General features: G+C 58.6%; 16 protein-coding genes. 7 read left to right on the forward strand and 9 right to left on the reverse strand.

Annotated elements, in window-relative coordinates; translation table 11 throughout:
- The first annotated feature begins 51 nt into the window (after positions 1-51).
- From ACZZ0A_RS05255 to ACZZ0A_RS05275, 5 genes are all read left to right on the forward strand, one after another.
- On the forward strand, positions 52-393 hold the full coding sequence (locus ACZZ0A_RS05255) for a helix-turn-helix domain-containing protein (protein ID WP_007919748.1): 342 nt from the start codon (positions 52-54) through the stop codon (positions 391-393).
- Complete coding sequence (locus ACZZ0A_RS05260; RefSeq protein WP_003223109.1) at positions 390-761, forward strand: hypothetical protein; 372 nt, start codon at positions 390-392, stop codon at positions 759-761. The genes ACZZ0A_RS05255 and ACZZ0A_RS05260 overlap by 4 nt, the downstream gene beginning before the upstream one ends.
- Positions 762-1,169 carry an SEL1-like repeat protein gene (locus ACZZ0A_RS05265; RefSeq protein WP_463542605.1) on the forward strand — a complete coding sequence of 136 codons (408 nt, stop codon included), beginning with the start codon at positions 762-764 and terminating at the stop codon, positions 1,167-1,169.
- Between the two features lie 238 nt (positions 1,170-1,407).
- A complete protein-coding gene (locus tag ACZZ0A_RS05270) occupies positions 1,408-6,168 on the forward strand; it encodes an RHS repeat-associated core domain-containing protein (protein ID WP_463542606.1) in 4,761 nt (1,586 codons plus the stop codon).
- An 8-nt stretch (positions 6,169-6,176) separates the two neighbouring features.
- Entirely contained in the window at positions 6,177-6,593 is a 417-nt protein-coding gene (locus ACZZ0A_RS05275; RefSeq protein ID WP_463542607.1) for a hypothetical protein, read from the forward strand.
- Positions 6,594-6,630: 37 nt separating this feature from the next.
- Here ACZZ0A_RS05275 and ACZZ0A_RS05280 read toward each other — a convergent pair whose 3' ends face one another.
- Positions 6,631-8,421 (reverse strand): bifunctional diguanylate cyclase/phosphodiesterase, encoded by a 1,791-nt coding sequence (locus tag ACZZ0A_RS05280; RefSeq protein WP_463542608.1) that lies wholly within the window; start codon positions 8,419-8,421, stop codon positions 6,631-6,633.
- Between the two features lie 133 nt (positions 8,422-8,554).
- Positions 8,555-10,639: a carboxy terminal-processing peptidase gene (locus ACZZ0A_RS05285; RefSeq protein WP_176472379.1), complete on the reverse strand. Its 2,085-nt coding sequence runs from the start codon at positions 10,637-10,639 to the stop codon at positions 8,555-8,557.
- Positions 10,640-10,777: 138 nt separating this feature from the next.
- On the opposite strand from ACZZ0A_RS05285, the gene ACZZ0A_RS05290 reads away from it, so the two are divergent.
- Complete coding sequence (locus ACZZ0A_RS05290) at positions 10,778-11,740, forward strand: zinc-binding dehydrogenase (RefSeq protein WP_007916328.1); 963 nt, start codon at positions 10,778-10,780, stop codon at positions 11,738-11,740.
- 145 nt (positions 11,741-11,885) lie between these two features.
- On the opposite strand, the gene ACZZ0A_RS05295 is transcribed toward ACZZ0A_RS05290, so the two are convergent.
- From ACZZ0A_RS05295 to ACZZ0A_RS05320, 6 genes are all read right to left on the reverse strand, one after another.
- On the reverse strand, positions 11,886-12,539 hold the full coding sequence (locus ACZZ0A_RS05295; protein WP_007916329.1) for an HAD family hydrolase: 654 nt from the start codon (positions 12,537-12,539) through the stop codon (positions 11,886-11,888).
- A gap of 34 nt (positions 12,540-12,573) precedes the next feature.
- Entirely contained in the window at positions 12,574-13,563 is a 990-nt protein-coding gene (locus ACZZ0A_RS05300) for an ABC transporter ATP-binding protein (RefSeq protein WP_463542609.1), read from the reverse strand.
- Positions 13,560-14,360 carry an ABC transporter permease gene (locus ACZZ0A_RS05305; protein ID WP_007916333.1) on the reverse strand — a complete coding sequence of 267 codons (801 nt, stop codon included), beginning with the start codon at positions 14,358-14,360 and terminating at the stop codon, positions 13,560-13,562. The genes ACZZ0A_RS05300 and ACZZ0A_RS05305 overlap by 4 nt, the downstream gene beginning before the upstream one ends.
- On the reverse strand, positions 14,347-15,192 hold the full coding sequence (locus tag ACZZ0A_RS05310) for an ABC transporter permease (RefSeq protein ID WP_463542610.1): 846 nt from the start codon (positions 15,190-15,192) through the stop codon (positions 14,347-14,349). Before ACZZ0A_RS05310 ends, ACZZ0A_RS05305 begins: the two co-directional genes overlap by 14 nt.
- A complete protein-coding gene (locus ACZZ0A_RS05315; RefSeq protein WP_007916336.1) occupies positions 15,189-15,995 on the reverse strand; it encodes an alkaline phosphatase family protein in 807 nt (268 codons plus the stop codon). The genes ACZZ0A_RS05310 and ACZZ0A_RS05315 overlap by 4 nt, the downstream gene beginning before the upstream one ends.
- A 133-nt stretch (positions 15,996-16,128) precedes the next feature.
- On the reverse strand, positions 16,129-17,196 hold the full coding sequence (locus ACZZ0A_RS05320; protein WP_007916337.1) for an ABC transporter substrate-binding protein: 1,068 nt from the start codon (positions 17,194-17,196) through the stop codon (positions 16,129-16,131).
- Positions 17,197-17,547: 351 nt separating this feature from the next.
- Here ACZZ0A_RS05320 and ACZZ0A_RS05325 point away from each other — a divergent pair, with 351 nt between their 5' ends.
- Positions 17,548-18,261 (forward strand): UTRA domain-containing protein, encoded by a 714-nt coding sequence (locus ACZZ0A_RS05325; protein WP_007916338.1) that lies wholly within the window; start codon positions 17,548-17,550, stop codon positions 18,259-18,261.
- Positions 18,262-18,826: 565 nt separating this feature from the next.
- Here the strand turns inward: ACZZ0A_RS05325 and ACZZ0A_RS05330 are convergent.
- The gene (locus tag ACZZ0A_RS05330; protein WP_463542611.1) at positions 18,827-20,161 is read right to left on the reverse strand and encodes an amidohydrolase; all 1,335 of its coding nucleotides are present in this window, start codon (positions 20,159-20,161) and stop codon (positions 18,827-18,829) included.
- Positions 20,162-20,193 lie beyond the last annotated feature (32 nt).

Consider the following 20,193-nt stretch of genomic DNA (forward strand, 5'->3'; position numbering starts at 1 on the left):
TTCTAGGGAAAAGTGCCGACTCGCTAAGTGTTGTTGTCCTACGGGGTAGTCATGGATATTCAGATAATTGCACGCGATGGCGAACCCGAATACGCGGTTCTGCCGTGGGCTCAGTATCAGGCTCTACTAAAAGCAGCAGGCATTAATGAAACACCGTCGCGTCCGGCACCTACGCCGCTCGCGGCCTCACCAGACACGATTCTTCCAGGTCTGGATCAACTACGCAGTTTGCGCGAAGGGAAGGGCATCGCCATTGAGGCGTTGGCCCGCACGGTAGGCATCAGCCCGTCTTATCTGGCCATGATCGAAAGTGGCGAGCGTCAGCCCGACGCCGCGATTCGCCGCAGCCTGGCCTGGGAATTGACGGTGCCAGGGTGGAGGGATGAATCGTGAGCGTACGCATCAGTCGTCAACATTGGGACGGATTGCTCGGAGAACTGGATCAAGCGCGCCGTCAGCGCCATCTACTGACTTATCGGGCCTTGCTCGAGCGTTTGCAATTGCCGACACCGGCCATGCAAACCTTGACCGCCGCGCTTGAGCATCTGGCCGCGCTGGATGCCAAGGCCGAACAACCGTTGCGCAGTTCACTGGTGATCAGCCAAGGTGCCAGTCGCCTGCCGCGTACCGGTTTCTTTGAGTGTGTTGAACGTCTGGGGCGTTTTTCCGGGCCGTCCGATGGTGTTGCTGCGGCCTCTTGGCATGCTTCGGAAGTTGTCCGTGTTTTTGAATACGAGTACCCGGAATCGGCGGAGGCCTGAGTGTTTTTACGACTCAAGGCGCGGGCCAGTTACTGGCTGGCCCGTCGGCTGTTTCACTGGTCATGGTTCGTTCGACAACCGCGTGGCTGGCGCTGGCTCGAAGGGCAGTTTGCGCGCATGGCCAACTTTGGCGATGTCGGTGCGCAGAGCTTCTATGGGCACATCCTGACCTTTCGCGGTGTCGGCTTGGGCGCGCGTGAAGAAGGTGTGCGCCTGTTGCGCTTGGCGGCGCTCGCAGGCGATGGCAAAGCGGCTTATCAGGTCGGTGTGATCAGTCTGGCCGGGACGCTGGGTAAACTCCCGGACCCTGTCGAAGCCGCACGCTGGTGGGGGATGGCTGCCAAAGCCGGGCATCCGTTGGCTGAGCTCAAATTGAAAGAGCTGAGCGCTCGGGATTCAACGCAGTAAATCCATTTGTGTCCGCACGATAAACGCGGCGTGAGGTTTTCCTCACGCCGCGTTTGCGTTTCTGTGCACCTGTTTAGCTGCTGGTGATGCTTTACAGATAAGTCCTACAGTCATCGCCTACTTGCCTGACTTCTTTCCTGATTGATCCCCCGCACAGTTCCCGCGCCTAATTTTTGCGCGAGGGAACGCTCATGTTTGATCCGCTTATTCAGTCCACTTCGCACACCCGCGTGCGCTGATGGACGCCGTCACCCGCATCGAGCAAGCACTCGACAGCTTTCCCGCCACCCTCAGTATTTACCGCGAACAGCTCAAGCATTGGGCCAGTCACGCGGCGGACAAGGTCAGCCACGCTGCGGATCTGCCGTCGCTGATGGGCATGGAGCGGATCATTCGCTTCGGCTCCGATAGCACTGCCGTCAGCAGCACCGACAACGAATTTTTCTCAGGTGTCGTCCAGTGCCCGAAGGGCGGGTTGATGCAGATCGAGAGCAAGTTCGAGTCGGTCTACGACATTCCGCTGGGCAACATCGTGGTCGATGTGATCGCCATGGACGGTGGCGTAACCACCCCTATCACCCTTGATGAGCAAGGCAAGGGCTCTTTCAAAGGAATACCTGGCAGGTTCTACCGGGTGCAGGTGCACAGCGATGTCACTCCGGATCAGGTCGAGGACCTTTTCAAAGCTTATGACGGCCTGACCGCTGAGCTGGATGGCTGGCTACGCAGTGAATGGAAGAGTTTCAAGCCGCAGTGGTCGCAGTCGGTGGCGACGGCGGCAGGCAACGGCATGCTCGCCGGGAGCTGGGCGGCCATCGAGGGGGTGTGGGACAGCATTGGTTTGCTCTCGGACATTCTCAAGGATCCCGGCCAGTTTGCTGAGCGCTTGGGCAGTGGCGCGGCAGATCTGATCGAGCTGGCGAAAACTGCGCCCGAGGTCATGGAGAAGCTGCAACTGCTGGTCAGTGACGAAGCTGCACTGTGCTTATTGCTGCGCACTGCCAGCCTTTGGCTTGAGATGCTGCCGCCCAGTGAAGTCGCCGGCAAAACTGCTGAAGCGGCGTCGATGATGATGGTGCAGTTGCTTATCGATGTGCTGATCAGCGTCGTCTTGACGTTCGTCAGTGGTGGCGCAGGCATCGCTTATCTGACGCTGCGTCTGGCGGATCGCGCCGTGCAATTGCTGTCGGCGGTGAAGCGTTTGGTGAAGGCGATGTTCGGCATCGTCGAAGGGTTCATCAAATACGTCGATCAATACAAAAGCGTTGCCGCCCGAGGCATCGCCACCGGGGTGAAAAAGGGCCGGATGCAATTGCGCTGGAATGCGCAGCGCAACACCTTGTTGAAGAAAGACGAGCATCACGACGACTCGCCGGATCAGGCGAAAAACCCCAACGGCGACAGCGCCGATTGCGTGCCCTTCACCTGCACCAATGGCTGCCCGGTATCGATGGTCACCGGTGAAGAACTGCTGACCCTGACTGATGCGGTGCTCGATGGCGTGTTGCCGTTTGAGTTCACGCGGTTGTATCGCAGCAGTGCCGCCGAAATCGATGTCGGGTTGGGGTTTGGCTGGAGTCATTCGCTGGCGCATCGGCTGGAGTTTTTCGCTGATGAGGTTGTTTGGGTCGATCACGAAAACCGGCGTACGCGGTTTCCGTTGCCGAGCGTTGAAAGACCGGCGATTCACAACAGTCTGTCGCGGGCGGCGATCTTTCTGGGGGATGAACCGGAGGAGCTGATCCTCGCGCTGGCCGGGGACACGGCGCGGTTCTATCACTTTCGCGCAGGACGGCTGACGGCGATCAGCGATAGCTATGGCAACCGTCTGACGGTGCAGCGCGATCGCTCTGACCGGGTGCAGCGACTGGACAACGGCGCCGGGCGTTCGCTGTTGTTGCGCTATGACCGCGCGCAGTTGCTCGGTGTGGATTACCAGGTGTTTCGCGACGGTGCCTGGAGCACTGAACAGGCGCTGGTCAGTTACCGCTACGACGCTTATCAACACCTGATCGAGGCCAGCAACGCCGTCGGTGACAGCGAGCGTTACGACTACGACGACGCCCACGTGATCCTGCAGCGGCAACTGGCGGGCGGGGCGAGTTTCTTCTGGGAGTGGGAACGCTCGGGGAAATCGGCGCGGTGCGTGCGCCACTGGGCATCGTTTTCGCAGATGGACACGCGTTACGTCTGGAATGACGACGGCAGCGTCGCAGTGCATTACGTCGATGGCACCGAAGAGACTTACGTGCACGACGAGCGTGCGCGGCTGGTGAGTAAAGTCTCGGCGGATGGTGGCGAACAGCTCAAGGCCTATGACGCTGCGGGGCGGTTGATTGCCGAGCAGGATGCCTTGGGGGCGGTCACCGAATACCGCTACGACGAGGTCGGACGGCTGAGCGCGCTGATTCCGCCGGCTGACGCGCCAACGTCCTACGAGTATCGCAACGGTTTCCTGCATAAACGCTCTCGCGGTGACGCGGTGTGGATCTACCGGCGCAATGCCGAGGGCGATGTCACCGAAGCGGTCGATCCCGATGGCCAGGTCACCCATTACTACTACGACACTCGTGGCCAGTTGCTGTCGATCCGTTACCCGGACAGCAGCCGCCATCGGTTGGTCTGGAACAGCCTCGGTCAGTTGATCGAAGAGACCTTGCCCGACGGTGGCGTGCGGCGTTTTTCCTACGACGCGCTGGGGCGGCGGACCACAACCGCCGACGAACACGGTGCGGTCACCCGTCAGCATTGGGATGCGGTTGGCCGACTGATCCAGACGACATTTCCTACCGGCAGCACCCGCGCCTACAGCTACGGCGCCTACGGTCAGGTCACTGCCGAGCGCGATGAACTCGGGCGCATCACCCGCTACGAATACGACGACGATCTGCACCTGGTCTCGCGGCGGATCAACCCCGACGGCACGCAGGTGCAGTACCGCTACGACCATGCGCAACTGCTGCTCACCGAGATTGAAAACGAGTCCGGGGAAAAGTACCGGCTGGATTACACGCCGACCGGGCTGATTCGCCAGGAAAGTGATTTTGACGGTCGGCGTACAGCGTACGCCTATGACCTCAACGGCCATCTGCTGGAAAAGACCGAGTTCGGTGATGACGGCTCTTGTTTGCTTACCGCTTATGAGCGCGATGCTGCCGGGCGTCTTCTGGCCAAAACCCTGCCCGACGGCATCAAGGTCACCTACCAATACGACCGCCTCGGCCGTTTGATTGGGGTCGACGACGGCCAGCAACACCCGCTGGCCTTCGAGTACGACCGTCAGGACCGCTTGATCACCGAGCATCAAGGCTGGGGCTCCCTGCGTTACCGCTACGATGCCTGCGGCCAGCTCAAGCGCATGCGCCTGCCGGACAACAGCGTGCTCGACTACCGCCACGCCAAGGGTGGCGCGCTGACCGACATCGACCTCAACGGCACGCCGCTGACCCGTCATGTCTATCAGTCCGGACGCGAACGGCAACGCCAGCAGGGTTTGCTGCTCAGCGAATATACCTACGACGATCAGGGCCGATTACTCGCCCACGCCGTAGGCCATCAGCGTGATGCGCTGTACCGCCGCGATTATGCCTACAACGCCAACGGCAATCTCGCGCACATCGCCGACAGCCGCCACGGCCAGCGCACCTACGGCTACGACGCCCTCGACCGCCTCATCCGCGTACGCCACTCGCGCGACGAACTGCCGGAATCCTTCGCCCACGACCCGGCCGGCAACCTGCTGATGCAGGACCGCCCCGGCCCGAGCCAGATCAAAGGCAACCGCCTGCTGATGCAGGGCGACCGCCACTACGACTACGACGCCTTCGGCAACCTGATCCGCGAACGTCGCGGCCGCGCCCAGACACTCGTCACCGAATACCGCTACGACAGCCAACACCGCCTGATCGGCCTGACCCGCCCCGACGGCCAAACCGCCAGCTACCGCTACGACGCCTTCGGCCGGCGCATCAGTAAAACCGTCGGCGGCGAGACCACCGAATTCTTCTGGCAAGGCGAGCATCTCGTCGCCGAAAGCAGCGAAAGCGAATACCGCAGCTACGTCTACGAACCCGGCACCTTCCGCCCGCTCGCCTTGCTCGACGGCAAAGGCCCGCAAAAAGCCTGCCCGTTCTACTACCAACTCGACCACCTCGGCACCCCGCAGGAACTCACCGACTACAGCGGCGACATTGTCTGGTCCGCGCAATACGACGCCTACGGCAAAATCGCCGCACTGACCCTGGCCGGCGAGGATTACCTGAACCAGCCGCTGCGCTTTCAGGGGCAGTATTTCGATGCGGAAAGTGGCCTGCATTACAACCGGCACCGGTACTACGACCCGAGGCTGGGGCGGTATCTGACGCCGGATCCGATCAAGTTGGCCGGTGGGCTGAATCAGTACCAGTACGTGCCGAACCCGACGGGGTGGGTGGATCCGTTGGGGTTGAGCTCTAACTGTCCGCCGCCCCAAAAAAATAAGAACCAGAAGTGCTCAGTACCAATTCAAGCTAACAGCCCTAGCGCAAATCAAGGGTTGCCTATCGTTCCGGCTATTGGCAAAGATGGGCCGAAAAATGAAGCTGAAGCTAAGCGTCAGGTACTAGCTTGGAACAGACAATACAGAATGCACTCAGTAGAAAAACATGGGCCAGAAATTGATGATGCAGCTTTAAAGCAGAGGTCAATAGACGGCTCGCATCCAACAAAAAAAGGCGTTAGGGGAATTGTGGGGCCGAGTTCTCAATTCAGTAGTTGGATGATGCAGTTTCGAGCGTTGCATTTTGCTTTATCTAGAATGCATAAAAAAAATCCTGAGCCGACAGGATATGATGCTGACCAAAACCCTATTGTTAGGATGAAACTGCCAGGGGCAGGCCGTGGCTACAAGCCCAATACAAGAGATCTAAGTAATCCTCGTTATATAGATAGCTTGGATGGGGCAGAAGTGAAGTTTGATAAGAGAGATGTTACACGACCATTTACTGGCTTTCCAAGATAGGTGAACTTATGTTGATGCTACCATTTACAAGGTTGCCATATGAGCCCCGGCTCTCTAACGTTCTGAGTGGGATATCGATTTATGATCGGGAAGAGACGCTTGGTCAGGTATTGTGGGATTACGATCCAAATAAGTATGATGATCGACAAGAAATAATTAAAAATTTCATTGTTCCTGAGCTTGATTATTTAACCTATCGTCATAGATATTTGATTTACAATCTCATTGAAAGCCATTTGCAGGATGCTTGTTTTGATTTTTCTGGAGAGTTTGAAAGTGACTATGAAGATCCGAGAGTGCTCGCATGGGACGAAACACAAATAATAGACGCTCGTGGTTTTTTTGAACATATATACGAAGTCGTAAGTGAGTCATGGAAGGATGATTTACTTCGGGCGAGTCTTGAAGATCAAACACAATGGTGATTTTTATTGATCTGGCTAATTCGCGAAGTTGAAGAAATCAACGTTGGCCGGCTAGTTGCGATGGATGGAGGTCTGGAGCAGTGAGACTATCAATCACATGCACGCTATACCCCGGAACATTCTTAGCATGATGCTTCGCCTGCGAAGCCATCTCCGCGAGTTGGCTAGCATCAAGGTGTGCGCAGGCTTCGGGGTGCAAATGCACCACGCCAATGGACAGTGACAACAGCGGAAACTCCTGCCGCACCCCTTGGCGATTCGGCGCAATAAAACATCCCGCCTCAAGGTGTTCGGGACGGTAGAAACGTCGGCATTGGCTCTGAAAGTCATCAAGCAGTTGATTGAGGCGTTTGCGCCAGTCGTCCGGACCGAGGACAAGGAGGAAGTCGTCGCCACCAATGTGACCAACGAAGTCGCGGGACGGGTCGACGCGTTCGTTGAGGCATTGCGCCAAACACAGCAGAACTTCATCGCCGCGCCCGTAGCCATAGATATCGTTGAAGGGTTTGAAACTGTCGATGTCGACATAGCAGATGACCGACTCGCGCCCCTGCTGCAGCAACCGCGTCAGGCATTGCTGGATCGGCACATTCCCCGGCAACAAAGTCAGCGGATTGGCATACCGCGCCTGTTGAATCTTCAACTCGGTGATCAGTTTAAGCACGTCGATCACCCGGCCAAGACCCAGGTAGCCGCCGTTAAGAGTAATGATGAAGTCTTCTTCAATGCGTTGCCGCGCGCGGCTGGTGATCAGGCGGCTGACTTGTTGCAGTGACTGGCTCATTTCCACGGCGAGGAAATCGTCGTTCATCAGACGGCTGATCGGTTTGCGTGCGAACAGGTCGGTGGCGAACGGTTTGAGCAGGGCATCCGATAACGAGTGGCGGTGGACGATGCCGCAGGGTTGGCCTTGTTCGTCGAGTACCGCCAGTGAGTTGAGGTTGGCCTGGCGGCGGAAGGCTTCCAGCACAGTGGCGGTCGGTGTGTCGCGATGCACGGCCGGTTGGTCGTTGAGCAGGGCGCTGAGATCACTGCCTTCGTCGTTCAGCGCAACGCTGCTGCTGTCGTGTTTGGGCATCAAGGCGCGGGCGTCGCGGGGCGGGTGTTCTTGGGGGCGGCCAAGCAGGTAGCCCTGCACCAGATCGACGCCCATTTCCGTCAGCACCGCGAGTTCTTCCGGCAACTCGATACCTTCGGCGATGACTTGTGCGCGAGAGGCTTTGGCGATTTGCAGGATCGAGCCGACGAACTCGCGCTTCAGCGCGTCCTGATGAATGCCATCGATGAAGTGCCGATCGATCTTCACGTAATCCGGGCGCAATTCCGACCATAACCGCAGGCTTGAGTAACCGGCACCGAGATCATCCAGCGCAATGGAAAATCCCATCGCCCGATAGTGATGCAAGGCGGTTTGCAGCAACTGGAAATCGTCGATGGGCGTCTGTTCGGTCAGCTCGATGACCACCTGACTGGGCGGAATGCCGAAATCCTGCAGCAACTGCAACGTGCGCCCCGGTTGATGGGCGGCTTCAAGCAAGGATTCCGGCGAGACGTTGAGAAACAGTTTGCCCGGCAGTTGCTGCTCGTTGAAGCGGCGGCAAGCGCTCTGGCGGCAGGCGATCTCGAGTTCGCTCAAACGCCCGGCCTGACGGGCCACGGCGAACAGCGCGATGGGCGAGTGAAGAGGGCTATTTGACGGGCCGCGCGTGAGCGCTTCGTAGCCGAGAATGCGGCGTTCGGAGAGACAGATGATCGGTTGGAACAAGCTGTGTAATCCGCTTTGAGTCAGGATCGAGCTCAAGGCACTCAGCTGTTCGGTCGTGGTCATGGCTATCTCTGGCGATAAAAAAGGACTGGGAGCGCTCTCGATGAAGAGAGTGGCTCCCAGTCCTTTATTGCACGACAGAATGATGACTGTTCGATGACGATCCGGGGATCGTCAGCATTAAATTGCCATCACCTTACTTCTTGGCCACCTGATTGCTCAGCTTCAGGTAATCCAGCAGTACTCGCCCGGTTTCGCTCAGGTAGGCATCGTCTTCTGGTTTGACCTTGTCCGGCTCGGCGGCCGCGAGGGCGTCGTCGTCTTCTTTCTTCAGCTCTTTGAGCGGCTCTTCGCCTTTGGCTTTGCGACGGATGTTTTCCATGGCCAGTTGCTTGGCGTCGATATCGGTGTGTTGCGCGCGACGCTCGGCTTCGTTAAGGCTGACGGTTTTTTCTTCCATCAGTTTCTGCGCCAGGGCCAGCTTGTCACGGATGAACACGAACTCGGCATCTTTGGCGGTGCGTGTGTCATGTTCGGACTTGAGCTGCGCCAGGTACGGCTTGAACGGATCGGCCGCCGGTTTGATTGCCGCGCGGATGGTGTCCCACGGCATGGCTTCCGGCAGTGCGCTCTCGCCGATTTCCTTGGTGTCGATCAACGACGGGTAGTCGATGTCCGGCAACACGCCCTGATGCTGGGTGCTCTGACCGGAAACCCGGTAGAACTTGGCCAGGGTCAGTTTCAGTTCGCCATGGTTCAACGGCTGAATGGTCTGCACGGTGCCTTTACCGAAGGTCTGGCCACCGATGATCAGCGCGCGGTGGTAGTCCTGCATGGCGCCGGCGAAAATCTCCGAAGCCGAGGCGGACAAGCGGTTGACCAAGAGTGCCATCGGGCCTTTGTAGAACGCGCCCGGGTTTTCATCTTCGAGTACGTCGACACGGCCATCGGCATTACGTACGAGTACGGTCGGGCCTTTGTCGATGAACAGGCTGGTCAGCTCGGTGGCTTCCTGCAGGGAACCGCCGCCGTTGTTGCGCAGATCGATGACCACGCCGTCGACTTTGTCTTTCTGCAGCTCGGTGAGCAGCTTCTTGACGTCGCGAGTGGTGCTCTTGTAGTCCGGATCACCGGCACGGAACGCCTTGAAGTCGAGGTAGAAGGCTGGAATCTCGATGACGCCGAGTTTGTAGTCCTTGCCGTCCTGTTTCAGGTTGAGCACGGACTTCTTCACCGCCTGGTCTTCGAGCTTCACCGCTTCACGGGTGATCGGCACGATCTTGGTGGTCTGGTCGTTCGGTGCATTGCTCGCCGGAATCACTTCCAGACGCACCACGGTGCCTTTCGGACCACGGATCAGCTTGACCACTTCATCCAGACGCCAGCCGACCACGTCGACCATTTCTTTGTTGCCTTGGGCAACGCCGATGATCTTGTCGGCCGGGGCGACCTGTTTGGTCTTGTCGGCTGGGCCTGCCGGCACCAGACGCACGACTTTCACCTGGTCGTTGTCGCTCTGCAACACGGCACCGATGCCCTCGAGGGACAGGCTCATGTTGATGTCGAAGTTTTCCGCGTTATCCGGCGACAGATAGTTGGTGTGCGGATCGTACGACATGGCGAAGGTGTTGATGTACGCCTGGAAGATGTCTTCCGGACGGGTCTGGTCCAGGCGCGCCAACTGGTTCTTGTAGCGCTTGGTCAGGGTTTCCTGAATCTGCTTCGGCTCTTTGCCGGCGATCTTCTGGCGCAGGACTTCGTCCTTGACGCGTTTGCGCCACAGGTCATCCAGCTCTGCGGTGGATTTCAGCCAAGGGGCGTCCTTGCGATCGATCAGCAAGGTCTCCTTGGTGTTGAAATCCATCTTGTCGACGCCTTTGTTCAGCTCGGCAAGGGCGAAGTCCAGACGCGCCTTGACGCGGTCCAGGTAGCGCTTGTAGATGGTGAACCCGGCGTTGAGGTCGCCGCTTTTGAGGAAGTCGTCGAACTGGGTCTTCCACTTGTCGAACTCGGCGATGTCGCTGGCCATGAAGTAGCTGCGCGACGGATCCAGCAGCTTTATGTAGCTGTCGTAGATGATCACCGAGCGGGCATCGTCAAGCGGCGGCTTGCTGTAGTGGTGACGCTTGAGCAACTCGACGACGTTCAGACTGGCGATGACTTCATCGCGATCAGGCTGCAATTTGTCCCAGCTGTTGGCTGCGAATGTATTGCCCGACACCGGCAACAAACCGATACCGATGAAAAGAGCGAGGGCGGTGCTGGGGAGCAAATGCTTCATGCTGATTCGACGCGGGGACAATTGATAACGCATATTAGGCCGTCTTTGAAGTCGCCGGTTCTACGAGAGCCGGTCGCATAATGCAAAAAGCCCGGCGCTACAGCTTCGGGCTCAGTCCAGACTCACTATGGAGGCACTGTGAAGGCATTGCAAGGCGTTGACGGTCAAGTGGCATGGGTTGAAGAGCCGAGTCCTACGTGTGATGTAGGACAAGTCCGCATCCGAGTGGCGGCAGCGGGCCTCAATCGCGCCGATTTATTACAGAAAGCAGGGCTTTATCCGCCACCGCCAGGGGCCAGCCAAGTGCTCGGTCTTGAGTGTTCCGGGGTGATCAGCGAGGTCGGCGCGGGCAGTGCGTGGCAGGTCGGCGATCGGGTTTGCGCCTTGCTGGCCGGGGGTGGCATGGCCGAAGAGGTGGTCGTCGACGGGCGGCACGTGCTGCCGGTTCCCGAAGGCGTCTCGCTGATTGAGGCGGCCGCATTGCCCGAGGTTTATGCAACAGTCTGGCTGAATGTGTTTCAACTTGCGGCGCTCAAACCGGGTGAGAAAGTTCTCTTGCACGCCGGCGCAAGTGGAATCGGTTCAGCCGCGATTCAGTTGTGCAAGGCGTTTGGCAATCCATGTTGGGTCAGCGTCGGTTCGGCTGAGCGTTTGGCCTACTGTGAAGCGCTGGGTGCGCAGGGCGGGGTGGTGCGCACCGATGATCTGGAGAGCCTGCGCGATTTTGGGCCGTTCAACGTGATTCTCGACCCGGTCGGCGGTAATTATTCGGCGCTGAACCTGAAGCTGATGGCGCTGGATGGACGCTGGGTGTTGATCGGTTTGATGGGCGGGCGTGAGGCGAAGCTGGATCTGGCGCAGGTGTTGGCCAAGCGTGTGCAACTGCTGGGCTCGACGTTGCGCAGTCGTGACGATCAGTTCAAGGCGGATCTGTTGAGTGATCTGGGTCAGCAGGTGTGGCCGTTGTTTGCTGAGGGGCGCTTGAGTCCGCAGTTGGCCAAGGCGTTTGCGGTGAAGGATGCCGAGGCGGCGTTTGCGGAACTGGCGAGTAATACGGTGGCGGGCAAACTGGTATTGGTGATTGACGAAAGTCTGAGCTGAGATCAAGGCAAAAAGCCCCTCACCCTAACCCTCTCCCAAAGGGAGAGGGGACTGACCGGGTTGTTCTACCGGGCTACATCGACCTGATGCATCGGGTCGAACTCAGGTTTGGAATATCAGCCTGCCTGTGCAGATTAAATCTTTGTCATTTCCAGAGATGGATTGGCCAGTTGGCCTTTTCGGCATGTTCCAGCAGCACTGGATCCGGATTCACCACGTGCGGGAAATCCACCTTCAGCAACAACGGCAAATCATTACGCGAGTCGGAATAGAAACTCGCACCTTCCAGGTTCTCTTCTTCAGCATCCAGCCATTCCAGCAAGCGGGTGATCTTGCCTTCGCGGTAGGTCAGGGTGCCAACGGTATGCCCACTGTAAACGCCATGGGCGACTTCCAGTTCAATCCCCAGAATTTCATCAATGCCCAATCGATCGGCAATCGGTCTGACCAGGTGCGTCCCCGACGCCGAAATCACCAGAATGCGGTCGCCGGCCTTGCGGTGGGCGGCGATGGTTTTGGTCGCGTCGCTGAAGATGATCGGTTCAATGAAGTCTTCCACCCACGGGCCAACCAGATGCTCGACTTCTTCCGGTGTGCGGCCGATGAGCGGTTCCAGGCTGAATTCCATGTAGTCTTCCATGCGCAATTTGCCATGGCTGTAGGCGTCCATCAGTTCGTTGTTCTTGCGCATGAACGATTCAGGATCGACCCAGCCCAGGCGCCCCATCTGCTCGCTCCAGAGGGTGGCGCAGTCGCCGTGGATCAAGGTTTCGTCCAGATCAAAAATTGCCAGAGCCATCAGTGCAGTTCTCTCTTCAACGTCAGCAAAGTCATCAGGCTACCTCACACAGGGCCGTCGGATCGATGGAAAGCGCCAGACGCTGACCGTCGGGATGCAGATCGGCCGCCGAGCGGTTGAGCACATCCACCACCAGTTCCACGCCCCGCGCTTCGATGCGGTAACGGATGACGTTGCCGAGCAGACTGTGGCTGCGGATCTGCGCGTCGAGTTCGCCTTCCAGGCTCAGCTCGATGGCTTCCGGGCGAATCGCGATGCGGTGGTTGATCGGGCGCTGCAACAGCTTTGATGCGTCGTCGGCATCGAGCAGGTTGTAGTTGCCGATGAAGCCGGCGGCGAACACATCGACGGGGGCGGTGTAGAGGGTTTCGGCATCGCCGCTTTGTACGATTTTTCCTTGATTCATCAGGAAAATGCGATCAGACATCGTCAGCGCTTCTTCCTGATCGTGGGTAACGAAAATCGTCGTCAGGCCCAGTTCGCGCTGAATCTGGCGGATCTGTTCGCGCAGGTGTTTACGAATCCGTGCGTCGAGCGCCGACAACGGCTCGTCCAGCAGCAACAGACGCGGACGCGTGACCAGCGAACGGGCGAGGGCCACCCGCTGGCATTGACCACCGGATAACTGATGCGGATAGCGGCTGGCGAAGTCGTTCAGTTCAACCAGTTTCAACACATCGGAAACGCGTTTATGGCTGTCGTCGGCATTGACCTTCTGCATGCGCAAACCGAAGGCAACGTTCTGTTCCACGGTCATGTTGGGGAACAGCGCATAGCTCTGAAACACCATGCCGATCCCGCGTTTCTGCGGACTCAACGGCACGATATCGACGCCATCAAGGAGGATCTTGCCGCCATCGACCGGTGTCAGGCCGGCGATGCAACGCAGCAGTGTGGATTTGCCGCAACCGGAGGGGCCGAGCAGGGTGACGAATTCACCCTTGTTGATTTCGCAGTCGATGTCGCTGAACACGGTCGTGCCGGCGTAGCTTTTCTGCAGGTGTTGGACGCTGACATAGCTCATTCGCTTTTGTCCTTGTTCAAGATGTTGGCGATCCAGGTCAGGACCAGCACGAAAAAGAAATACGAGATGACCAGCGCACTGGTGAAGTGACCGCTGCTGTTGCGCATGTTGTTCAGATAAACCTGCAGGGTTTCGTAGCGCGTGCCGACCAGAATGTTGGCGAAAACGAACTCCCCGAACAGGAACGAGAACGACAGCAGCAACGCGACCATCAGGCCTTTGCGCAGATTCGGCAGCACCACCAGAAACGCCGCTTGAAAGGTGCTGGCGCCAAGCAGTTGCGCAGCGTCCATCAGGTCGCGCAGGTTGATCGCTTGCAGGTTGTTGGTGATCGCCCGGTACATGAACGGCAGCGCCACGGTGAAGTAGCAGCCGATCAGAATCCACGGTGTACCGACCATGGCCATCGGCCCGGAACCGTAAAGTTGCAACAGTCCCACCGACGACACCACCGGCGGCACCGCGAAGGGCAGCAGGATGAGGATGTTCATCAGCGCATCGAGTTTCGGAAAGTGGTAATGCACGACGAACAGCAGCGGCAGGATCAGCACGACTGAAAGCACCAGCGCGCCAACGCAGACCAGCAATGACTGGCCGAATGCGTGCAGGAAACGCGGATCGCTCCACAACTGGATGTACCACTTGAAGGTGAAACCGCTGGGCAGGATGGTCGCTGACCAACTGCTGGCGATCGAATAGACCAGCGTGCCCACGAGTGGCAGCAAGAGGATGGCGAACAACAGATAAACCACGACGCGGTGGTAGAGGCCGGCCGGGCCGGATTCAGCGCGAGACATGGTAGCTCCTCTTCAACAGCAGTTGATGCACGACGGTGACGATGGTCATCAACGCCACCAGCACCACGGCCAGGGCGCTGGCCAGATTCGGGTCGAGGGAAATGTCACCGGAGACCATCGCTGCAATACGGATCGGTAGCACGTTGAAATTGCCGGTAGTCAGCGCATAGACAGTGGCGTAGGCGCCGAGGGCGTTGGCCAGCAGAATCACGAACGTCCCGAGCAATGCAGGCGTCAGCACAGGCAAACCAATATGCCGCCAGAACTGCCAGCCATTGGCGCCAAGCAGTGCGGCGGACTCGCGCCAGTCTTCACGCAAAGCGTCGAAGGCCGGGTAGAGCAACAACACGCCGAGGGGAATCTGGAAGTAGGTGTAGAGAATGATCAACCCGGTTTTCGAGTACAGGTTGAAGTCCTGAATGATCCCCGACTGCTTGAGCATGATGGTGATGCTGCCGTTGAAACCGAGCAGGATGATGAACGCGAAGGCCAAGGGTACGCCTGAAAAGTTGCTGGTCATGTTGGCGAAGGCATTCACGAAATTGCGCAGTTTCGAGTCGACCCGGCGCAGGGAATACGCACCGAGTACGGCGATGATGATGCCGAACAAGCTCGACCAGAAGCTGATTTCGAGGCTGTACTGGATCGCCTGCAAGTAGAACTTCGAACTGAAGATCTTGCTGAAGTTGGCCAAGCCCCAGCCGAACTCTTCCGATTGCAGACTGCTGATCATCACCCAGGTCAGCGGGGCGATTTCGAAGACGATAAAGAACAGCGCGAAGGGCACCACGCACAGCGTCGCCAGCCATTTGCCGCGAATTATTGAGTTCACTTGAGCAACTCCCGGCACACAGGTTTGTCGTGGGGCACGCCGAGTAGTTCGCAGACGGTGCCGCAGATTTCCGTCTGTTTCGGTGCGGCATCGGCGTTGAGGCTGAAGGCTTCACCGAGGACAAACAGCGGCACCTGGCGTTCTTCCGGCAGCAGGCCGTTGTGTGAGCGATCGTTGTTCATGCCGTGGTCGGCAGTTACCAGCACTTGATAGCCAGCGTCGAGCCAGTTCTGCAGATAGTCGGCAAGGATGATGTCGGCGAAGCGCGCGCTGTTGCGGTATTGCGAAGAATCGAGACCGTGTTTGTGCCCGGCGTCGTCGATGTTCATCGGGTGGATCAGCAGGAAATTCGGATCGTGGCGCAGGCGCAGGTTTTCGGCGTCGGCGAACAGGTGCGAATCCGGGTAGTGATCGCTCCAGTAGAAATGCCCGTGCTGGATCGGCAGCGACAGATTATCGGTATGGCGGTCGCGCGCGGCTACGAACGGTGAGCGGTTGTACAACTCGCTGACCCAGTGATACGCCGCTGCTGCGGTTTTCAGGCCGGCGTCGCGGGCGTAGTGATAAATGCTGCGCTGGTTGGACAGGCGCGAGACATTGTTGTGGACGATGCCGCTGTCGATCGGCGGCACGCCGGTGAGGATACATTCATAAAGCGGTCGGGACAGGGCCGGCAGTTCGCACTCCAGTTGATAGAGCGCGGCGCGTCCTGCGCCAACATAAGCCTGCAGATGCCCCATGGCGTGACGCGCGACCTCGTAGTTGAGGCCGTCGAGCACGACAAGGATGACGTTGTGCTTCATAGGGGCAAAAACTCCGAAAACAAAACTGGAACCAACCCCTGTAGGAGCTGCCGCAGGCTGCGATCTTTTGATGTTGCTTTTAAAGGGCAAGATCAAAAGATCGCAGCCTGCGGCAGCTCCTACAGATGAAGGATTACTTCATCTCTACGATGACTTCTTCGTTCCACTGCTGTGGCAGGGCCTTGGAAGTCTTCTCCCACGCATCGGCGTCTTTGATCGGGGTGACCTTTTTGTACTGCTCGTTCGGCAGCAGTTTGGCCTTGACGTCTTCCGGCAGTTGCAGGTGCTCGGCGCGGATCGGACGGGCGTTGCCGCGGGCGAGGTTGGTCTGGCCGGCGTCGCTGAAGATGTATTCGCGGGTCAGCTTGGCGGCGTTAGGGTTTTTGGCGTACTTGTTGATGATCGTGGTGTAGCCGGAAATCACCGAACCGTCGGACGGGATCAGCACCACGTAGTCATCCGGGTTGGCCATCTTGGCTTTGTAGCTGAGGCCGTTGAAGTCCCAGACCACACCGACTTCGATTTCGCCTTTTTCCATGGTGGCGATGGTCGGGTTGGCCATCGACAGGCGACCTTGCTTGGCGATGTCTGCAAACAGCAGCAGGGCGGGTTTGATGTTTTTCTCGTCGCCACCGTTGGCCAGTGCCGCCGCGAGAACGCCGTTGGCGGCTTGGGCGGCGGTGCTCACGTCACCGATGGAAACCTTGTATTTTCCGCCCTTGAGGTCTGCCCATTTGGTCGGAACTTCGGAACCGTGCAGGAGCTTTTTGTTGACGATGAAGGCGATGGTGCCGGTGTAGGCCAGCGCCCAGTTGCCATCCTTGTCCTTGGCCCAGTCCGGGACTTGATCCCAAGTGCTTGGCTTGTACGGTTGCACCACACCTTGCTTGACCGCGATCGGGCCGAAGGCCGCACCGACGTCGCCGATGTCAGCGGTGGCGTTGTCTTTTTCGGCGGCGAACTTGGCGATTTCCTGGGCCGAACTCATGTCGGTGTCGATGTGCTTGAGGCCGTAGGTTTTGGCCAGGTCTTCCCAGGTGCCTTTCCAGTTGGCCCAGTCATCGGGCATGCCGACGCTGTTGACGGCGCCTTCCGCTTTCGCAGCGGCTTCGAGGGTTTTCAGATCGGTGCCGGCCGCCATGGCGGAGGTGCACATTGCAATGGTCGAGCCTAACAGTGTTGCCAGGAAAAGCTGTTTCATTCCGAAGCTCCTTGGTCGTGTTCAACGCTGCGATTGCGGTGTGTGTTGGTCTAGGTCAGCAATACCTGAGCCAATTTAAGGGGGCTGGATGACACTTTGATGTCGGCGGCCTTGTTTCAGGCCTCTTGTTTGCCCGGTATTGGCGGCTGCCAGATAAGCGTAGACCATGCTCAAAGGCCCGCAGAGCAAGGGACTTGGCCGATGTATTGCAAGTCGTGAGGACGACCGTTCGGTAGTTTTGTCATCTCTCGGTCATCTGCACTGCCTAGGCTTGCAATATCAGGAAACGGCTTGATCGCCGTGCGGTTTTGCCCCGAAACAGTGCTGGTCTAGTCCAGATAGGTAACGTTGATGCGCGATGAGGCAACAAAAGCGGTGACAGCGATTGGCCAGGTGTTGCAGGAGCAGCTTGATCACGGGTTGTTGGCGGCAGGCAGCAAGCTGCCGGCCGAGCGCAAGCTCAGTGAGTTGTTCGGCACGACGCGGATTACTGTGCGAGAGGCGTTGTTGCAACTGGAGGCGCAGGGGCAGATTTATCGTGAGGAGCGCCGTGGCTGGTTCGTCTCGCCGCCGCGTCTGGCCTACAACCTGATGCAGAGAAGTCACTTTCACGCGATGGTCAGTGCGCAGGGGCGGGTGCCGTCGACTGAGGTGATTTCGGCGCGTTTGCAGCCGGCTTCGGCGGCGGTGTGTGCGTGGTTGCAACTGCCGGCGTTGTCGAGCGTGATTCAGATTTGCCGGTCGCGGCGCATTGATGGGCGGTTGGTGTTGTATGTGGAGCACTATTTGAATCCGCAGTTTTTTCCGGGGATTCTTGAGTTTGATTTGAATCAGTCGATGACCGAGTTGTATGCGCGGCATTACGATTTGCACTATGGGCGGGTGCGCTTTGAGATTGTGCCGACGTCATTGTCGGTGGATGCGGCGGCGGCCTTGCGAGTTTCTGTCGGGAGTCCGGGGTTGCGGATTGCTCGGGTTAATTATGATCAGCATGAGCGGTTGATTGATTGTGATCTGGAGTTTTGGCGGCATGATGCGATTCATGTCGGGGTGGATGTTGTTTGAGCGTTTTGGGGGTATATCCGTTGCTGCGGTAACGGCTACTTAGGGTTCCGCCCTTACGGCGGGTCACCTTTTCCAAACGCCGAAAAGGTAACCCAAAAGGCTTGCTCCTACGTGCGGCCCGCTCGCTGGGGCTCGGGGTTCCTTCGCTGCGGGATCGATCCGGGCGCAGCGCCTACGGTTTGCTTCGCTGCACCTCCTCTCGCTGTGTTTGGCTTCGCCAAACGGTCGCTGCGCTCCCACCCCCGGATCAATCCCTCCACTCAGCCTTCCGACGTCGCCCGTGGATCAAGATCAAAAGCGGTACTCGAGCTTGCGCTCATTGTGTTGAGTGGTGAGAAGCAGAAGCGATATTGGTTTGCCGGTTGGACTCAATCCTTGTGGGAGCTGGCTTGCCAGCGATGGCGGCCTGAGAGCCGACCTGTTTCTTGCGGATGTACTCGATCCCTTGTAGGAGTGAGCCTGCTCGCGATGCGGCCTGGGAGCCGACCAATTTCTGGCAGACTGCACACGGTCCAAATGTGGGAGCGAGCCTGCTCGCGAAGGCACTCCCACAGTCACCTCATCTCTACTTACCTGCCCCCGCATTGGCATACAAATAATCCGTCGCCAGCGACGCCAATGTCCTCACGCCCACCACCAGCGCCGACTCATCCACAAAGAACCCGGGATTATGATTCGGCGCTGCCTTGCTCATGTCCTGGTCTCTTGGTGTCACGCCGAGAAACACAAACAGCCCCGGCACTTCCTTGGCAAAGAACGAAAAGTCTTCCGCGCCCCCCACCAGCGGTGCATTCACCACATCATCCTTGGCCGCCCACTTCAGCGTCGGCAGCATCTTTTCCGTCAGCGCCGGGTTGTTGATGGTCGGGTCGTATTTTTCGATGATGGTGACATCCGCTTTCGCACCGCCGCTTTCGGCGATTTTTTCCACGGTCTGGCGGACGTCGGCATGCAGTTTCTGGCGGATGCCGTAGTCGTAGGAACGGATCGTGCCGGTCATGTCGACGGATTCGGGAATGATGTTGTAGCGCGTGCCGCCGTTGATGGTGCCGATGCTGACCACTGACGGATAAGAGGAGATATCGGTGCGGCGGCTGACTACGGTTTGCAGGCCGACGATGGTTTGTGCGCCGACGGTGATCGGGTCGATGCCGTCCCAGGGGCGGCCGGCGTGGGTTTGTTTGCCGAGGATTTTGATACGCAGGTCGTCGGAGCTGGCGAGGGTGGCGCCTGGGCGGTAGGCGATCTGGCCGGCGGGGACGCCGGCCCAGACGTGCAGGCCGAAAACGGCGTCGGGTTTCGGTGATTTCATCACGCCTTCCTCGACCATCATTTTTGCGCCCCAGGTGTTTTTGCCGTCGGGAATGAAGTCGCTTGGGCCTTCTTCGGCGGGCTGGAAGTAGAACACCACGGTGCCGGGCAGCGTGTCGCGCATGCCTGTGAGAATTTTCGCCGTGCTCAGCAGGATCGCGGTGTGGGCGTCGTGGCCGCAGGCGTGCATGACGTCGACTTCTTTGTCGAGATAGATGCCTTTGGCTTTCGAGGCGAACGGCAGGTCGGCGACTTCCTTGACCGGCAGCGCATCCATGTCGGCGCGCAGGGCCACGGTCGGGCCGGGCAGGGCGCCTTTGAGGATGGCGACTACACCGGTGCGGGCGACGCCGGTTTTGACTTCCAGGCCCATGGCCTTGAGTTGTTTGGCGACCAGTTCGGCGGTGCGTTTTTCAGTATTGCCGAGCTCCGGATGGGCGTGGATGTCGCGGCGGGTTTCCAGCAGTTCCGGCTCGAGCTTTTGCGCTTGTTCGGCGATTTGCGTGCGGGTGCTTTCCAGCGTCGCGGCGCCAGCGTGGCTGGCGAACAGGGTGAATAGAACGGCTTGGGCAATGCGCGTCAGTTGCATCGGGTTCTCCTTGATTATTGTTGTCGGGCTTC

The sequence above is a fragment of the Pseudomonas sp. AC242 genome, from assembly GCF_979258655.1.